The organism is Methylosinus sp. C49 (assembly GCF_009936375.1).
Taxonomy (GTDB): Bacteria; Pseudomonadota; Alphaproteobacteria; order Rhizobiales; family Beijerinckiaceae; genus Methylosinus.
The window spans coordinates 2,941,306-2,957,087 of record NZ_AP022332.1 but is presented as its reverse complement, the minus strand read 5'-3'; the positions used below and the strand labels follow the sequence as shown (position 1 = coordinate 2,957,087).

At 64.8% G+C, this 15,782-nt stretch carries 15 protein-coding genes and 1 pseudogene; 4 read left to right on the top strand and 12 right to left on the bottom strand.

Annotation, left to right across the window (positions count from 1 at the left end; translation table 11 throughout):
* Positions 1-74: 74 nt before the first annotated feature.
* On the top strand, positions 75-1,244 hold the full coding sequence (locus GYH34_RS14040) for an amidase (protein ID WP_244635124.1): 1,170 nt from the start codon (positions 75-77) through the stop codon (positions 1,242-1,244).
* 10 nt (positions 1,245-1,254) lie between these two features.
* Here GYH34_RS14040 and GYH34_RS14035 read toward each other — a convergent pair.
* Positions 1,255-1,575 (bottom strand): annotated as a pseudogene (locus tag GYH34_RS14035) (helix-turn-helix domain-containing protein); the annotation flags it as partial.
* A 300-nt stretch (positions 1,576-1,875) separates the two neighbouring features.
* On the opposite strand from GYH34_RS14035, the gene GYH34_RS14030 reads away from it, so the two are divergent.
* A complete protein-coding gene (locus tag GYH34_RS14030; protein ID WP_161914111.1) occupies positions 1,876-2,286 on the top strand; it encodes an MAPEG family protein in 411 nt (136 codons plus the stop codon).
* Between the two features lie 50 nt (positions 2,287-2,336).
* Here GYH34_RS14030 and GYH34_RS14025 read toward each other — a convergent pair whose 3' ends face one another.
* The 9 genes from GYH34_RS14025 to glmM all read right to left on the bottom strand — a co-directional run bounded on the left by GYH34_RS14025 (position 2,337) and on the right by glmM (position 11,316).
* On the bottom strand, positions 2,337-2,795 hold the full coding sequence (locus tag GYH34_RS14025) for an arsenate reductase ArsC (protein ID WP_161914110.1): 459 nt from the start codon (positions 2,793-2,795) through the stop codon (positions 2,337-2,339).
* 4 nt (positions 2,796-2,799) lie between these two features.
* The gene (locus GYH34_RS14020; RefSeq protein WP_161914109.1) at positions 2,800-3,279 is read right to left on the bottom strand and encodes a UPF0262 family protein; all 480 of its coding nucleotides are present in this window, start codon (positions 3,277-3,279) and stop codon (positions 2,800-2,802) included.
* Between the two features lies 1 nt (position 3,280).
* The gene (gene hisD, locus GYH34_RS14015) at positions 3,281-4,582 is read right to left on the bottom strand and encodes a histidinol dehydrogenase (protein WP_161914108.1); all 1,302 of its coding nucleotides are present in this window, start codon (positions 4,580-4,582) and stop codon (positions 3,281-3,283) included.
* A gap of 28 nt (positions 4,583-4,610) precedes the next feature.
* Positions 4,611-5,114 carry a DUF2948 family protein gene (locus GYH34_RS14010; protein ID WP_244635122.1) on the bottom strand — a complete coding sequence of 168 codons (504 nt, stop codon included), beginning with the start codon at positions 5,112-5,114 and terminating at the stop codon, positions 4,611-4,613.
* A 741-nt stretch (positions 5,115-5,855) separates the two neighbouring features.
* Positions 5,856-6,332, bottom strand: a complete 477-nt coding sequence (locus tag GYH34_RS14005) for a hypothetical protein (RefSeq protein WP_161914107.1) — start codon at positions 6,330-6,332, stop codon at positions 5,856-5,858.
* 180 nt (positions 6,333-6,512) lie between these two features.
* Complete coding sequence (locus GYH34_RS14000) at positions 6,513-7,160, bottom strand: DUF1629 domain-containing protein (RefSeq protein WP_161914106.1); 648 nt, start codon at positions 7,158-7,160, stop codon at positions 6,513-6,515.
* A gap of 33 nt (positions 7,161-7,193) precedes the next feature.
* Positions 7,194-8,765 (bottom strand): exodeoxyribonuclease VII large subunit, encoded by a 1,572-nt coding sequence (gene xseA, locus GYH34_RS13995; protein ID WP_161914105.1) that lies wholly within the window; start codon positions 8,763-8,765, stop codon positions 7,194-7,196.
* A 144-nt stretch (positions 8,766-8,909) separates the two neighbouring features.
* Positions 8,910-9,713: an outer membrane beta-barrel protein gene (locus tag GYH34_RS13990; RefSeq protein WP_244635121.1), complete on the bottom strand. Its 804-nt coding sequence runs from the start codon at positions 9,711-9,713 to the stop codon at positions 8,910-8,912.
* A gap of 253 nt (positions 9,714-9,966) precedes the next feature.
* On the bottom strand, positions 9,967-11,316 hold the full coding sequence (gene glmM, locus GYH34_RS13985) for a phosphoglucosamine mutase (protein WP_161914103.1): 1,350 nt from the start codon (positions 11,314-11,316) through the stop codon (positions 9,967-9,969).
* A gap of 301 nt (positions 11,317-11,617) precedes the next feature.
* On the opposite strand from glmM, the gene arsC reads away from it, so the two are divergent.
* Positions 11,618-11,968 (top strand): arsenate reductase (glutaredoxin), encoded by a 351-nt coding sequence (gene arsC, locus GYH34_RS13980; RefSeq protein ID WP_161914102.1) that lies wholly within the window; start codon positions 11,618-11,620, stop codon positions 11,966-11,968.
* Positions 11,965-12,309: a YnfA family protein gene (locus tag GYH34_RS13975; protein ID WP_161914101.1), complete on the top strand. Its 345-nt coding sequence runs from the start codon at positions 11,965-11,967 to the stop codon at positions 12,307-12,309. Before arsC ends, GYH34_RS13975 begins: the two co-directional genes overlap by 4 nt.
* Positions 12,310-12,636: 327 nt before the next feature.
* On the opposite strand, the gene ftsH is transcribed toward GYH34_RS13975, so the two are convergent.
* Complete coding sequence (gene ftsH, locus GYH34_RS13970) at positions 12,637-14,562, bottom strand: ATP-dependent zinc metalloprotease FtsH (protein ID WP_161914100.1); 1,926 nt, start codon at positions 14,560-14,562, stop codon at positions 12,637-12,639.
* 203 nt (positions 14,563-14,765) lie between these two features.
* A complete protein-coding gene (gene tilS / locus GYH34_RS13965) occupies positions 14,766-15,773 on the bottom strand; it encodes a tRNA lysidine(34) synthetase TilS (protein WP_161914099.1) in 1,008 nt (335 codons plus the stop codon).
* Between the last annotated feature and the right edge of the window lie 9 nt (positions 15,774-15,782).

The window sequence follows — 15,782 nt, the reverse complement described above, 5'->3', positions numbered from 1 at the left end:
ATCACCGTCGAAAATCAGCATCGTCGATGAACTGCAAATGAATGATCGCACGCCGCTCGATGGGAGGAAACGGAATGTCGGGCTCTTCGTCCGCTCTGACGCATTCGCTCGATGTTTCGGCGTCCGCGCAGGGGCCGCTTTCGGGCGCGCGCTTCGTCGTCAAGGAGAACATAGACGTCGAGGGCCTCGTCTCCGCCAATGGCCAGCCGACATGGGCGGCGACTCATGCGCCGGCCGCCATCAACGCGCCCGTCGTGGATCGGCTGCTCGCTTGCGGCGCGCGGCTGGTCGGCAAGGCGCATATGGACGAGATGGCCTATAGCCTGCTCGGCGCCAACGCCCATTACGGAACGCCAAAAAATCCCGCCGCGCCGGATCGTCATCCGGGCGGCTCCTCCTCCGGCTCGGCGGCGGCTGTCGCGGCGGGCCTCGCCGATTTCGCGCTGGGCACGGATACGGCCGGCTCCTGCCGCGCGCCGGCGGCCTTTTGCGGAATTTACGGATTTCGCTCCTCGCATGGCGCAATTTCGGTGAATGGCGTCGTTCCGCTCGCCGCCTCGCTCGATGTCATCGGCTGGTTCGCGCGCGATATCGATCTCATGGCGCGGGTCGGCGATGCGCTGCTGCCGCGCGATCTCACGCAAGGCGCATTCGACGAGGCCGTCTTCCTCGATGAGGCTTTCGCGCAATGCGACGCCGAGACCGCCGCCGCCATGGCGCCGGCGCGCGCCATCATCGCGCAAGGATTTTCCGAGCGAGACGCGGCGCTTGGCGAAGAGTTCTGGGCCGAGTCGCTGCGTCACTTCCGCAGTCTCCAGGCCTATGAGGCGTGGGGCGCGCATGGCGCCTGGATCGCGGCGGAACATCCGCAATTCGGCCCCGGCATTGCAGAGCGCTTCGACATGGCGTCGAGAGTGACGACCGCCGCCAAAGCCGAGGCGGACGCTTTTCGGCGCGATGCGCGCGCGCGCGTCGCCGAGATGTTCGGCGAGAACAGCCTCATCATCGTTCCGACGACGCCTTTCGCCTCGCCGTGGCTGGACGAAAGCGAGGAAGCGCTCGACGCCAAGCGCTATCGGATGTTCCGTACCTTTCTCTTCGCCAGCTTCTTCGGCCTGCCGCAGATCAGCGTTCCGCTTTCGCGGCCCGCGGGCGCGCCGCCGCTCGCGATTTCGCTGATCGGCCCGCGCTGGTCTGACCGTCGGCTGATCGCCGCGGCGCGGGGGCTTGTCGAGCTTCTGTAGCCTTTTCCGCCAGCACATTGTCGACGCCCCAGCGGAACAAGAGCGCGAGCACCGGCTCCAGCGAGCGGCCGCGCTCGGTGAGGCTGTATTCGACGCGCGGCGGCACTTCCGCATAGACATGGCGCGAGATCATGCGATCACGCTCGAGATCGCGCAATTGCTGCGTCAGCGTGCGCTGCGTGATCGTTTTCAGCAGCCGCTGCAATTCGGAAAAGCGCTTGGTTCCATCGGCGAGGCGAAAGAGGATCGACGGCTTCCACTTGCCGCCGATGATATCCATCGCGCCCTCGATCGGGCATTCGTCATATTCCACGTGCCGCTGCTTGCGCATGGGAGAGCCCTGTCTCACCTATGGGCGAAAGGCGTTTCCACCTCCCCCTCGAGGGGGGAGGTCGAGCGCGAATGCGCTCGGGAGGGGGTGAGGCCCCGAGTCTTCGCCGTTGAACCCCACCCCGTCCGGCTATCGCCGGCCGACCCTCCCCCTGAAGGGGAGGGTGGATGCGCCTTAGTATCATTTATTGCCGTATCGACATAGCTCGTCAGTATCAGCGAAATTTCTGCGTACTTCACCAAGGTGAGGCGTTTCGCTAGCTTGCGTCTCGTCTTCGACGAATGAGGAGCGCGACACGCTATGACCAACGCAATTTCTCCCGAGCTCTATTGGACCGTGCTGACCGCCGGCCTCGCCTCTGTCTTGTGGATTCCCTATATTCTGCAGCGCATTCTGGAGCTGGGGCCGATCGCGACCTTCAGCGATCCTCGGCATGAAGTGGCGACGAAGGCGCCATGGGCGCAGCGCGCCAAAAACGCCCATACGAATATGATCGAAAATCTCGTCGTCTTCGCCGTGCTGGCGCTGACGATTCAGATCGTCGGTGGCGGCACTTCCGCGACGGCGCTCGCTGCGCTCTTGTTCTTCGCCTCGCGCGCGGCGCATTATGTCGTCTACACGCTCGGCCTGCCGTGGCTGCGCACGCCGATGTTCCTCATCGGCTTCTTCTGTCAGCTCACGCTGCTCTTCGCTATTCTGGCGCGTGGGTGATTGCGTGTCCTTCGTGTCTTCGTGGCGCATCACGCCACGAAGACGAGGCCTCAATCCGATCCATGCTCCACCGACAGCAGCTTCAAAATGCGCTTGGCCAGCGAATCCCGCACGGCGCGATAAGACTCCAAAATCGTCTCGCGCGAGCCGCTGGTCGCGGTGGCGTCGAGCGTCGGCCAATAGACGACGTCGACCGCCATGGTGCGCGTGAACTCCAGCGCCTTGTGATGCGATTCCGGCGATAGAGTGACGATCAGATCGAAGTTGGAATCCTCCAAATCCTCGAAAGTGTGCGGCTTGTGGCGGGAGATATCGACGCCGAGCTCGTCCATCACGGCGATGGCGAAAGGGTCGCTCTCGCCGCGCTTCAGGCCGGCGGAGGCGAAATAGATCTCGCGGCCGAAATAATGCCGCCCCAGCGCTTCCGCCATGGGCGAGCGCACGGCGTTCTGCGTGCAGGCGAACAGCACGGCGCTCGGCCGCGATACGGGTCCGCCTCCCTCCGGCATGGGCTCAGCCCTTCCAATGCAGGGCCGTGACCAGCGTGAAGAGGCGGCGCGCAGTGTCCGAGTCGCAGTCGATCTTGCCCTTCAGCCGTTCGGCGAGCAGGGCCGCGCCTTCATTGTGCAGCCCGCGCCGGCCCATGTCGATCGCCTCGATCCGGCTCGGCGTCGCGGTGCGGATCGCGGCGTAATAGGTCTCGCAAACGAGAAAATAGTCTTTCAGCAGGCGCTTGAACGGCGTCAGCGACAAAATATGCGTGACGATGGTGGCGCCGGCCTCGTCGCGGACGTCGAAGACGAGCTTGGCGTCATGCAGGGCGATGACGAGGGCGTAAGGCCCGCCGTCATGCCCTTCCAGCGCGAAGCTGTTGTCCTCGATGAGATCATAGATGGCGATGGCGCGCTCATGCTCCTGATCGGCCGTGCCGCGCCCGATGGATGCCTCATCGAGCGTGACGGAGATCAGCCGCTTGGTCGCGCTCGTCGCCACCTCACGCCCCGCGCTGATCGAGGCGCACGGCCACAGAGCGCGCATGCGCCTGCAGCCGCTCGGCGTCGCCGAGAGCGACGGCGGCGGGGCCGATCTCCTTCAGCGAGGCGGCGTCGCACTTCAAGATCGACGTACGCTTCACGAAATCCAGCACGCTGAGGCCGGAGGAGAAGCGCGCCGAGCGCGCCGTCGGCAGCACATGGTTGGAGCCGCCGACATAATCGCCGATCGCCTCCGGCGTATAGGCGCCGATGAAGATCGCGCCGGCGTTGCGCACCTTGGCGGCCAATTCCTCGGCGTCTTCCGAGACGATCTCCAAATGCTCGGCGGCGATGCGGTCGGCGAGCGGAATGGAATCGGCGAGGCTCTTGGTCACGATGATCGCGCCATAATCGCGCCAGCTCTTGGAGGCGATCTCGAAACGCGACAGCGTCGCCAGCTGGCGCTCGACGGCGGCGGCGGCCGCGTCGGCGAAGGCAGGATCGTCGGTGATGAGGATCGACTGCGCCGATTCGTCGTGCTCGGCCTGGGCGAGCAGGTCGATCGCCACCCAATCGGGATTGGCGGTCTTATCGGCGAGCACGAGAATTTCCGAGGGGCCGGCGATCATGTCTATGCCGACGAGGCCGAAGACGCGGCGCTTGGCGGCCGCCACCCAGGCGTTGCCGGGGCCGACGATCTTGGCGACGGGGCGAATGGTCTTGGTGCCATAGGCCAGCGCGGCGACGGCCTGCGCGCCGCCGACGCGATAGACCTCGTCGACGCCGGCGCGCTTGGCGGCGGCCAGCACCAGCGGGTCGATCACCCCATGGGGGGCGGGGACCACCATCACCAGCCGATCGACGCCCGCCACTTTGGCCGGCACGGCGTTCATCAGCACGGAGGAGGGGTAGGAGGCGGTGCCGCCGGGCACATAGAGGCCGACGGATTCGAGCGCGCTCCAGCGCCAGCCGAGCTCGACGCCGGCTTCGTCCTTATAGCGCAGGTCCTGCGGCCGCTGGCGCTCGTGGAAGGCGGCGATACGGGCGTGGGCGAGGTCGAGCGCCTCGAGCGTCTCCTTCGGGACCTTGGCCTCGGCGGCGTCGATCTCGGCTTTCGTCAGCGCGATGCCGGTTTCGGCGAGGTCGATATGGTCGAAGCGCTTGGAATAATCGATCAGCGCCTCGTCGCCGCGGGCGGCCACATCCTCGATAATGCCGCGGACCGTGTCGTCGACGTCCTGGGCGGCCTCGCGCTTCGTCGCCAGCAGCGCGGTGAAGCGCTCCTCGAAATCCGCCGCCGACGCATCCAATCGCCAAGTCATGTTCTTCTCCAACCGGTATTTCCGGTTGTCATGACCCTCCCTCGCCGTCTTCGTCAAGCTCATGTGACGGACAGGCCTTCGCGGCCCAGCGCGGTCCGAGGTCCTGAAGGCGGGCCTCGACGCATTCCACATCGAGCGAAATCGCCGCTCCGCCGGCGAAAACCAGCGTCACCACGCCCCCGGGAGGCTCGGCGGCGGGCTCGAAAGTGACGGCCAGAAGGTCCAAAATCGCGTCGGGCTTGTCACGGGCGATCCGCAGATGGCGGACCCGCCGCACCCCGTCGAAATGGACGCCGGAGTGACAACGCTCGCGTTTGCCCTGCTCTGCGGCGGCCCAGTCGTAACGGCAACCGACGAAGGCGAAACGCCGCTGCTCGGGCAGGAAGGCGATGTCCCCGACCCGGACCAGCGCGTCCTGGAGCAGAGCGGAGAGGCAGGACAGGTCCTCGGCGTCCATTGCCTGGAGCCTCAGACCGTCGGACTGCGGCGACGAAGAGCGCTTGAACATGGAGCGGGCCTCCTGTTCGAGCATATGGCGAGCGCCGTTTCGCTGCGCAACCGCGTTCGAGGCGGGGTGGGGCGCCTGGACATGTTCCGGTAAAAAATGAATGAAGGAGCGTCGGGCGACGCCGCTGTCGCTATCCTTTTTACGCTCGACGACGAGGTCGGATTCCGTGACCGAAGTCGTCGATGAACGCGCTATCCTTCTTACACATGCGTATATTTCTGCGGACAGCCAATAGATTTGAGGTCGCCACGCGGGCCCACATCACCGAAAAAGGGATTACTCCGAACGGCGCCAAGATGTTTCGTATCGAGCCGCCGTCCAGAAACTCACGAACCGGCGTGCGGAAGTCCGCAAACACGGCATAGGCCGCAAGGGCCAACATTACTGAATAGCCGATATAAATATACAGCAAAAAGAACACGAGCTGTGAACGCGACAATTTTCTGCACCGTCTCAAAAAATACAAATACAAGACGTCGATGCGTCAGAATGTCACATAACACATTGAAATTGTAGATATAATAAAGTAGCTAACGATAACAGGGTAGCATGTTTCGAATGAGGCGAGGTGATTGCCGTAAGTGTATCTAATAAAAAGCGATAGCGCCAAAAGAGGCAGGAATGCGCCGAGCAATACAAGCCTTGCGCTGCTTATATATTTGTCATATACGCGCACGTGCGCCCTCGAGCGATCAACGGCGCCCTCATCGCGAGGCGCTTTTTTGCCAGCGTGACCCGAGATGCCGGCTTACGCGGCAACCATCGTCAATTCCACCCCACAAGATAAGCGCTTATAATCCCAAGAATAGGAGCGATAATGAAGATTTGAACATGCACCGCGAACTGCCATCGCATAATTAGTTTAATCTCGTCGTCATTGAATATTTTTTCCTTCTTCCACATCTCTTCAGGGTCGAAATATAACCCGCGCGACGCAACAAATTTAAACCAATATTTTTTCGCGTCGACTTGCGGAATTTTTGTCCGAAGAAAAGCTAAATTCGCATACGCAAGCCCGTAAATCAGCGCAAACGCCCATACGAAGAATCCAGCGATCTGCAGCTCGACGGGCATCTGTGTCACATTATCTCCGTTGGGCTCGGAAGTCGCGATTCGAGCGAAAAACACTAATATATTCAATAATATATTTTGATTAACAATAGCTGATCTCAGTCGTTTGTCAACGCCTGGACTCGGGTCGTCGGAGTCGTGAATTTGGCGCGAGCGCTTTTGCTCGTTCATAAGGAGTCGAGATCGAATGGGCGACCTATCCAACTCCCTCATCCTGAGGCGCTTTCTGCGGAACGCAAAAAGCCTCGAAGGATGCTCCAGGCGCTGCGGCCCATCCTTCGAGACAGCCCCTTCGGGGCTTCCTCAGGATGAGGGGATTGGGTTTGCGACGCGGATGGCCGGGGTTTCAGGCTATGCGCCCATTTTGTCGAAGCTCACGCCTTTGATCCCCGCTGTTTTGCAGGCGTCTTTCACGGACTGATCACAAAATATGCTTCTGCCCAACTCGACGACGCGGAACAGATGCGCCGAGCCTATGGTTTCGGGTTTGAAACGTATCTTTGTCCGAGGATAGACGACATAATCGACGAATCCGTTCGGCGCCGGTCGAAGCGTCAACCCCTCGATCGCTCCGCAATCGATCACATCCTTGCCGAAGAGAAATCGCGTCACCGAGCAGAGCCAATATTCGGGACCAGCGTCGCCGGACGCAAAGACGGTTTCGCATTCGCGAAATTCGCAGGCGTGCGGATCTATCTGCTCCAAAAGAGCCTTCATCGCGCGCGAGACGAACCAAAATCCGTCTTGGTTCCGTAAATCGGCCAACGCTCGTCCAGGCTTCCCTTCCAAAAGAACGCGCGGCTTTTCGAGATAGTTCGGGAATCGCCAGGGATGCCGCGGCAAGTTTCCATAGCCATCCGGCCAGGCAGGCTTGGCGAGCAGCCAATTGCCGTCGCTCTGAAGATGCTCACGATTGACGAGATCAAAGAGATATCCGCCATAAGCGTCATCGGAGTCGATATCATAATATTTCGGCAAAAGCTGCGTTCGACGTTTCATTGTTGCAACCACTGTCAGCGCGAATGGCGCGGCTCAAAACAGCGACCCCTGATCGCCCCCATTCTTGTCCTTTCCGCGCTTTTGCCGCGGAGGTGGAGCGGCGGGAGTCGGCGCGTCCCCATCCGCCTGCGCGGCGACATGGCCGTCGGAAAATTGCACATCCAGCCTTTGTCCCGGCGCGATGTCGGCCGCCTGCCGCAGCAGCGCGCCCGTCTCGTCGCGCACCAGAGCGAAGCCGCGCGCCAGCACCTGCTCATAGCCGAGCGTCTTGCGCAGCTGATCGAGCCGGTCGAGCCGCGCCTGCCGCTCGTCCAATATGCGGATGAAGGCCGAGCGCAGCCGCTGCTCGGCGTGGTCGAGCCGCCTTTGCGCGCCCTCGGCCTCTCGGCGGGAGAGGGCGAGGCGGGCGGCGAGGCCCTGCCGCAGGCGCGCGTGCAGGCCCTTCAGCCGCTCGGAGGCGCGCGCCAGCTCCGCCTGCGGCGAGTGGCGGGCCAGCACATGGGAGACGCGGGAGAGCGCGAGCCGCCTGCCATCCAGCGCGCGGCGCAGATTGCCGCGCAGCCGCTCGCCGGCGCGATCGGCGCGCTGGGCGGGCGCGAGCAGCAATTGCGTCCCAGCCGGCAGCACGCGCTGCAGCGAGGCGAGCTGCCGCCGATTGGCGTCGAGAAGCCGCCGCTCCGCCCCGGCGAGGCGGCGGGCGAGCGTCGCCGTATGCTCCACCAGCTCGGCGCGCACGGGCACGCATTTTTCTGCGGCGCCCGTGGGCGTGGGGGCGCGCAGATCGGCGGCGAAATCGATGAGGGTCGTGTCGGTCTCATGGCCGATGGCAGAGACCAGCGGAATGGCGCTCGCCGCCGCCGCGCGCACCACGATCTCTTCATTGAAGCCGAACAAATCCTCGAGCGAGCCGCCGCCGCGCGCGACGATCAGCACATCCGGCCGCGGAATCGGGCCGCCGGGGGGCAGAGCGTTGAAGCCGTCGATCGCCGCGGCCACTTCCGCGGCGCAAGTCTCGCCCTGCACGCGAACCGGCCACACCAGCACGCGGCGCGGGAAACGATCCAGCAGCCGATGCAGAATATCGCGAATCACCGCGCCGGTCGGCGAGGTGACGACGCCCACGACGAGCGGCAGAAAGGGCAGGGGCTTTTTGCGCTCGGCGTCGAAGAGGCCCTCGGCGGCGAGGCGCTTGCGCCGCTCGTCGAGCAGCGCCATCAGCGCGCCGGCGCCGGCCGGCTCCAGAGTCTCGATGACGATCTGATAGGAGGATTTGCCCGGAAATGTGCTGATCTTGCCGGTGGCGACGACTTCCAGCCCCTCCTGCGGCTTCACGCGCAGGCGCAGGAAGGTCATCTTCCAGATCACGGCGTCGAGGCGGGCGTTCTGGTCCTTGAGGCTGAAATAGACATGGCCGGAGGAATGCGGCCCCCGATAATTGGTGATCTCGCCGCGCACGCGCACATGGCCGAAGCGATCCTCCACCGTGCGCTTGAGCGCATTGGCGAGTTCGGAGACGGACAGCTCCGGCACATTCGGCCCGGCGGCGATCGGCGGGGCGGGATCGTCGCCCTCGGGGGCGGGGGATTTGGCGGGACGCTTGGCCATGGACGAGATATGGCCGATTTTGCGCCGTCCCGCGAGAGGGGCGGGGCTGCTCGTCCAGAAGATTGCGGCGGCGCATGCGCAAAGAAAAGGCGCGAGGCTCTCGCGAGCCGCGCGCCCCGAGGTTTCGGAAGAAGAGGCCGAAAGTCAGTATTTGCGGACCAGCGGGCCGGGAGGCGCCATCAGCGTCGGCGGCGGCGCCATCAACGCGTAGCGGAAGCCGAGACGAATGTCGTGCGAGGAGACGTCGAAATACTGGCGCTCGCCCGCGCAGCCGGCGGCTGCGCAGCCGATCACATTGGTCTGGAACTTGCCCATGTCGAGATAGCGATAGCCGAGCTCGACCTTGAAATTGGGCGTGACATTGTAGGCGAGGCCCGCGCCGACGGCCCAGGCGAAATTGGCGCGGCTCGAATCCCGGGCGGCGCCATAGCCGCCGGTCTGGGGGCCGTAATCGGTGAGATTGTCGAGCCAGTTCACGGCGACGCCGACGCCGCCGCCGACATAGGGCGTTATGCCCCACCAGGTTCCGAGATCGACATAGCCATTGGCGAGAAAGACGGCCGCGCGATGCTGCGCATTGTAGATATCCTGGCAGCGCGCGCCGACAAATCCGCAATTGGCGGTCCAGATGTCGGTGTAGCTCTGCGTCGAGCGATAATTGGAGGCGGTGCGATATTCACCGGTCACATCGGCGCGAAACCAGCTGTTGAACTGATAGCCGACGCCGGCGCCGATGAAGGCGCTGTCGCCGATCGAACGCTGCTCGAATTGCGGGGCGATCACCGTCACGGTCGGACTGAAGGTCGAGCGCAAATCGGAAATCTGATTGATGCCGACGCCGATGTCGCCGCGCAGATACCAGCCGCCGAAATCGGCGGGCGGCGGCGGCTCCACGATCGGCGGAGGCGGCGGCAGCAGCAGATCGGCGGCGAATGCGCCAGTGCTCATGGGGCCTGCGCTCATGGCGGAAGCGATCGCGGCCGCTATGAGGAGGGCTCTGGTCTTGCCCATAAATATCTTCCCTTCACGATAGAGGACCGCGGCGCGGACCCTTGGCTGTCGCCAATGTGAAGGAAGATTGAGCGAGAACGCTTAAAGTGGAGTTAACCTTACCGGCGATGTACCTATATGAGAGCAAGAAGAGAACAGCGAGTAGCAAATCGGCTACTCGCTGTTCTCTATTCGCTGCTCGCTCGAAACGTCACGCCGCTTCCGCCCGTGTGAGGGCGTCGCAAATTTCGTCCACGACGCTGCCGACGATCTCCAGATCGTCGCCTTCGCCCATCACGCGAATGACCGGCTCCGTGCCCGAGGGGCGGATGACGAGACGGCCCGAGCCCTCGAGACGGCGGCGGCCCGCCTCGATCGCCGCGACCACGGGCGCCTGCTCCAACGAACGCGCGCCGCGCGCCCGCACATTTTTGAGCACTTGCGGCAGCGGCTCGAAGCAGCGGCACACCTCGCTCACATTGCGATTCAGCTTCTTGACCGCGGCGAGCGCCTGCATGGCGGTGACGAGTCCGTCGCCGGTGGTGCCGTAATCGGAGAGGATCACATGGCCCGATTGCTCGCCGCCGAGATTGTAACCGAGCTCGCGCATGCGCTCGATGACATAGCGGTCGCCCACCGCAGTGCGCTCGAGATTGAGGCCGAGCCCCTGCAAATGGCGCTCGAAGCCGAGATTGGACATGATGGTGGCGACGACGCCGGGCTTGGCGAGCAGTCCCTCGTCGCGCCAGCTGCGCGCGACTACCGCCATCAGCTGATCGCCATCGATCACATGGCCGAGCTCATCGACCATGATGACGCGGTCGGCGTCGCCGTCGAGCGCTATGCCGACATCGGCGCGCATCTCGCGCACCTTGTCGCGCAGCGCCTGCGGGGCCGTCGAGCCGACGTCGCGATTGATGTTGAAGCCGTCCGGCTGGTCGCCGATGGTGATGACCTCGGCGCCGAGTTCCCATAGCGCTTCCGGCGCCACCTTATAGGCGGCGCCATTGGCGCAATCGAGCACGACGCGCAGCCCCTCGAAGCTCATGTTCCGCGGCAGCGTGCGCTTGGCGTATTCGATATAGCGGGCGCGCACGTCCTCGACGCGCTTGGCGCGGCCGAGCTCATGCGGCCCGGCGAGCCGGCTGGTCAGGTCGCGGTCGAGCAGCTTCTCGATCGCCGCCTCGGTCTCGTCGGAGAGCTTATAGGCGTCCGGTCCGAACAGCTTGATGCCATTGTCCTCGTAGAGATTGTGCGAGGCCGAGATCATCACGCCGAGATCGGCGCGCATGGAGCGCGTGAGCATGGCGACGGCCGGCGTCGGCATGGGGCCGAGCAGCAGCACCTCCATGCCGACGGAGGTGAAGCCGGCGACCAGCGCATATTCGATCATATAGCCGGAGAGCCGTGTGTCCTTGCCGATGACGACGCGGTGGCGCCTCTCGCTGTCGCGATTGAACACGAGGCCGGCGGCCTGGCCGACCTTGAGGGCGAGCTCGGGGGTGATCTTCTGATTGGCGCGTCCGCGAATGCCGTCGGTGCCGAAATAGCTGCGCGTCATTGCTTGTCGTTCTCCGGGAAACGGCGCGGGCGGCGGCGCCGGAAGGGCGAAAGAGCCGCCGCTGCGGCGCCAGTCGAACTCGAGATTATGGGCGTTTTCGGTCCAAACGCCGACCCTGTGGGCATGATCGGAAAAGGATATGAATAAATATCGTCATCCATACTGGCCGCTTCCATCGCCTTTCGCGTCCTGTGGTTAATGCGTATTCCCGGAACGCGGCCCGGAACGCGCCGCGCCGCCGCTTCGCTCTGCGCGTGGACGGGGCTATGCTCGCGCAAGCTAACATGATCCGGGGGGCTCGATGAAGGTCGTCATCTATCATAATCCAGCCTGCGGCACGTCTCGCAAGGTGCTGGCGCGGCTGAAGGAGGCCGGGCTCGAGCCCGAGATCGTGCAATATCTGAAAACGCCGCCGGACCGAAAGACGCTGAAAGCGGTGCTGAAGCAGATGGGCAAGGGCGTGAGGGACATTCTGCGCAAGCGCGGCACGCCCTATGAGGAGCTCGGCCTCGGCGATCTTTCCGTGAAGGACGAGGCGATTTTCGACGCGATCGAGAAGAACCCGATTTTGATCGAGCGGCCGATCGTCGTCATCGGCGACAAGGCTGTGCTGTGCCGCCCGCCGGAGGCGGTCGAAGCGCTGCTCGCGTGAGCGGTCCGACCGGCGCGGCGACGTTCCTCGTCTATATCGGCGCCGCCTTCGCCGAGATCGGCGGTTGCTTCGCCTTTTGGGCCTGGGCGCGTCTCGGCCGATCGCCGCTCTGGCTCGCGCCGGGCGCGCTCTCGCTCTTTGCCTTCGCGTTTTTGCTCACGCGCGTCGAGACAGACGCCGCCGGCCGCGCCTATGCGGCCTATGGCGGCGTCTATATCGCCGCCTCGCTGCTGTGGCTGTGGACCGTGGAAGGCGTCTGGCCGGATCGCTGGGACGCCGCCGGCGCGGCGATCTGTCTCGTGGGCGCGGCGTTGATCCTCCTCGGCCCGCGTGCTGGATAGTATGAGACACTATCTCATTGATTGCGCAGAATCACTATGATGAACTTCTGGTTGCCGGCAGTTAAAGTCCGCCTCGTGATTCGTTCGCGTGCGTAGCGGAGACGCCATCATGGATTTGTTCGTGGTACTTGTTTCGATCGGCTGCGGCTTCGGGGCGGGCTACGCCTTCCGGGAGCATATTTCGAGACGGCGCAGAATGCGTCGGCAGGGCGGCCAGCGTCTGGGGACGAGGGTTTTCTATCACGCCGTGTTCTGAGAAACACGGCCGTCGACTAAAAAAGCCCGGCCCTTTTGGGGCCGGGCTTTTCCAATTCGAGCTCGCTTCGATCACACCGGATGCGGCTCCAGACCGCCCGCGTCCGGCTCCGGCGAAGGCCGGGTGCGGCCTGTCGACGGCACCGGCGAGGGGCGGGCCGGCGGCGCCGCCGGCGGCACATCCTCGCGCACCGGGCGCTTGCCTTGCAGCAGGCCGATCAGCTCGTCGCCGGTCAGCGTCTCGAATTCGAGCAGGCCATTGGCCAGAACGTCGAGGTCGGCGCGCTTCTCGGTCAGAATGTGCTTGGCGTCGTCATAGCCTTCCTGCACCAGGCGGCGCACTTCCGCGTCGATCGTCTGCTGCGTCGCCTCGGAGAGCGTCTGCGTGCGGCCCATGGAATAGCCGAGGAACTGCTCCTGCTGCGGCTCGGCGTAAGCCACCGTGCCGAGCTTGTCGGAGAAGCCGAGCTGCGTCACCATCGCCCGCGCGATGCGCGTGCATTGCTGAATGTCGCTCGCCGCGCCGGACGTCACCTTGTCGTGGCCGAACACCAGCTCCTCCGCCACGCGCCCGCCCATGGCCAGCGCCAGCATCGCCTTCAGCTGCTCATAGGTCTGCGAGATCTGGTCACGCTCCGGCAGGCCCTGCACCATGCCCAGCGCGCGGCCGCGCGGGATGATCGTCGCCTTATGGATCGGGATAGAGCCGGGCATGTTGAGCTGCACCAGCGCGTGGCCACCCTCGTGGAAGGCGGTGAGGCGCTTCTCCTCCTCCGTCATCACCAGAGTGCGACGCTCGGCGCCCATCATGATCTTGTCGCGGGAGTCCTCGAACTCCTGCCGCGTGACGATGCGCTTGCTGCGTCTTGCAGCCAGCAGCGCCGCCTCATTGACGAGATTCATCAGATCGGCGCCCGAGAAGCCCGGCGTGCCGCGCGCGACGACCTTCAGATCCACATCCGGCGCCAGCGGCACCTTGCGGGCGTGAACCTTGAGGATCTTCTCGCGGCCGATGAAGTCGGGGTTCGGCACATTGATCTGACGATCGAAGCGGCCCGGACGCATCAGCGCCGGATCGAGCACGTCGGGGCGGTTGGTCGCGGCGATGAGGATGATGCCCTCATTGGCCTCGAAGCCGTCCATCTCGACGAGCAGCTGGTTCAAGGTCTGCTCGCGCTCGTCATTGCCGCCGCCGAGTCCGGCGCCGCGGTGACGACCCACCGCGTCGATCTCGTCGACGAAGATGATGCACGGAGCATTTTTCTTGGCTTGCTCGAACATGTCGCGCACGCGGCTCGCGCCGACGCCGACGAACATTTCGACGAAGTCCGAGCCGGAGATGGTGAAGAAGGGGACATTCGCCTCGCCGGCGATGGCGCGCGCGAGCAAGGTCTTGCCCGTGCCGGGCGGACCGACGAGCAGCACGCCGCGCGGAATGCGTCCGCCGAGGCGCTGGAACTTCTGCGGGTCACGCAGGAATTCGACGATCTCCTGCAAATCCTCTTTCGCCTCGTCGACGCCGGCGACGTCCTCGAAAGTGACGCGGCCTTGCGTTTCCGTCAGCAGCTTGGCCTTGGATTTGCCGAAGCCGAGCGCGCGGCCGCCGGCGCCCTGCATCTGGCGCGACAGGAAGATCCACACGCCGAGGAAGGCGATGAGCGGCAGGCCGTTGATGAGCAGAGTCATCAGCCAGCTGTTGCCGTCGGCCGGCGGACGCGCGCTGATGGCGACATTCTTCGCGGTCAGGCGCTGCACGAGCGACGGATCATTGGGCGCATAGGTCGAGAACGGCCGATTGTCGGAGAAGTGCCCGGTGATCTCATTGCCGGCGATCGTCACGTCGTGGACGCGGCCCTGGTCGATCTGCGTGAGCAATTCGCTGAAGGTGATATCGCGGATGGGAGTCCGCTGACCCGGCTGCTGGAACAGCATGACGAGCGCCACGACGAGCAGCCCGATGATCGCCCAGAGAGCGATGTTCCTGAAGTTTGCGTTCATGTCGAACCTTGCGAATGACGATTCCGCCGGGGCCATCCCGGAAAACAGAAGTCGTTTCTCGTAATCTAGGCGCGTCGGGAGCGATTGCCAAGAGATTGCCTCGCCGCAACGTTCTCGCCGTCTCGCGATGCGCGGTCGCCTGCGTTTCGCAGCGCGAAGAGGCGTCTCGCCGAAGATCATACGATCGAAGCGCAGTGGCTTTTTTACGGCCGTGGCGTGATTTCGGCGCGCCGCGGCGGCTCGCGCGTGATGGCGAGAGCGCCGCCGGCCAATGTCAGGCACGCCCCGCCCAATGTGACCTTGAAGCGCTCGTCGGCGGCCAGCGCCGCCGCCAGCCTTTCGCCGGCGCGCTCGAGACGCTCGAGACGTGGCTCGCCGCCGCCGATACGGGCGATCTCGGCCGCCAGCAGGCGCAGCAGCAGCTCGCGCGGCAGCTTGCGCAGAGCCGCGGCCTCGGCGCGAAACAGCCCGGGACCGCGCTCGGCCTCGAGCTCCCGCGCAGCGCGCGCGGCGGACCAGGCGAGCGCCTCCTCGGCGCGGGCGGCGCGGGCGGAAAGGCGCAGCAGCGCCTCGGCGTCGAGCCCCTCCGCCGCCAGCGTGGCGGCCAGACGGCGCAGCCGCACGCGCGCATAGGCGGGATTCTCATTGGAGGGATCGCGGATGAAAGCATGCTCCGCCGCCGCGCAGAGGCGCTCCAGCTCGCTCTTGCGAAAACCGAGCAGGGGCCGCAGCAGCGTCAGCCCGTCCACGCGCGACTCCATGGCCATGGCCGCGAGTCCCGCGACGCCGCTGCCGCGCGTCAGCCGAAACAGCGCCGTCTCGGCCTGATCGTCGGCGTGATGGGCGGTGACGATGGCGCTCGCGCCGATCTCCCGCGCCCGCTCGCAGAGCAGGCGATAACGCGCCGCTCGCGCGCGCTCCTGAATGCGGGTGGCGGGCTTTTCGCCCTCCCACCGCAAAATATGATGAACAAATCCCAAAGCCCGCGCCCATTCGCCGACCTGCGCCGCCTCCTGCGCCGCTTCGGCGCGCAACCCATGGTCGACAGTGGCGATCTCGATGCGCTTTTGCGCGCGCAATTTCCACCGCACTGCGAGCAGGGCGAGCGCGATGGAGTCCGGCCCGCCGGAGACGGCGAGCAGCAGCGCGTCATGGCCGGCGAGCGGCGCCAGCGCATGGTCTGGATCGGGAAGCGGCGGCTCAGCGGGCATTTGCGCCCG

Excerpts from the sequence above, each read along its gene's own strand:
- GYH34_RS14040 (WP_244635124.1), top strand. The coding sequence starts at position 75 with ATGTCGGGCTCTTCGTCCGCTCTGACGCATTCGCTCGATGTTTCGGCG.
- GYH34_RS14030 (WP_161914111.1), top strand. The coding sequence starts at position 1,876 with ATGACCAACGCAATTTCTCCCGAGCTCTATTGGACCGTGCTGACCGCC.
- GYH34_RS14025 (WP_161914110.1), bottom strand. The coding sequence starts at position 2,795 with ATGCCGGAGGGAGGCGGACCCGTATCGCGGCCGAGCGCCGTGCTGTTC.
- hisD (WP_161914108.1), bottom strand. The coding sequence starts at position 4,582 with ATGACTTGGCGATTGGATGCGTCGGCGGCGGATTTCGAGGAGCGCTTC.
- GYH34_RS14010 (WP_244635122.1), bottom strand. The coding sequence starts at position 5,114 with ATGCTCGAACAGGAGGCCCGCTCCATGTTCAAGCGCTCTTCGTCGCCG.
- GYH34_RS14005 (WP_161914107.1), bottom strand. The coding sequence starts at position 6,332 with ATGAACGAGCAAAAGCGCTCGCGCCAAATTCACGACTCCGACGACCCG.
- GYH34_RS14000 (WP_161914106.1), bottom strand. The coding sequence starts at position 7,160 with ATGAAACGTCGAACGCAGCTTTTGCCGAAATATTATGATATCGACTCC.
- xseA (WP_161914105.1), bottom strand. The coding sequence starts at position 8,765 with ATGGCCAAGCGTCCCGCCAAATCCCCCGCCCCCGAGGGCGACGATCCC.
- GYH34_RS13990 (WP_244635121.1), bottom strand. The coding sequence starts at position 9,713 with ATGAGCACTGGCGCATTCGCCGCCGATCTGCTGCTGCCGCCGCCTCCG.
- glmM (WP_161914103.1), bottom strand. The coding sequence starts at position 11,316 with ATGACGCGCAGCTATTTCGGCACCGACGGCATTCGCGGACGCGCCAAT.
- arsC (WP_161914102.1), top strand. The coding sequence starts at position 11,618 with ATGAAGGTCGTCATCTATCATAATCCAGCCTGCGGCACGTCTCGCAAG.
- ftsH (WP_161914100.1), bottom strand. The coding sequence starts at position 14,562 with ATGAACGCAAACTTCAGGAACATCGCTCTCTGGGCGATCATCGGGCTG.
- tilS (WP_161914099.1), bottom strand. The coding sequence starts at position 15,773 with ATGCCCGCTGAGCCGCCGCTTCCCGATCCAGACCATGCGCTGGCGCCG.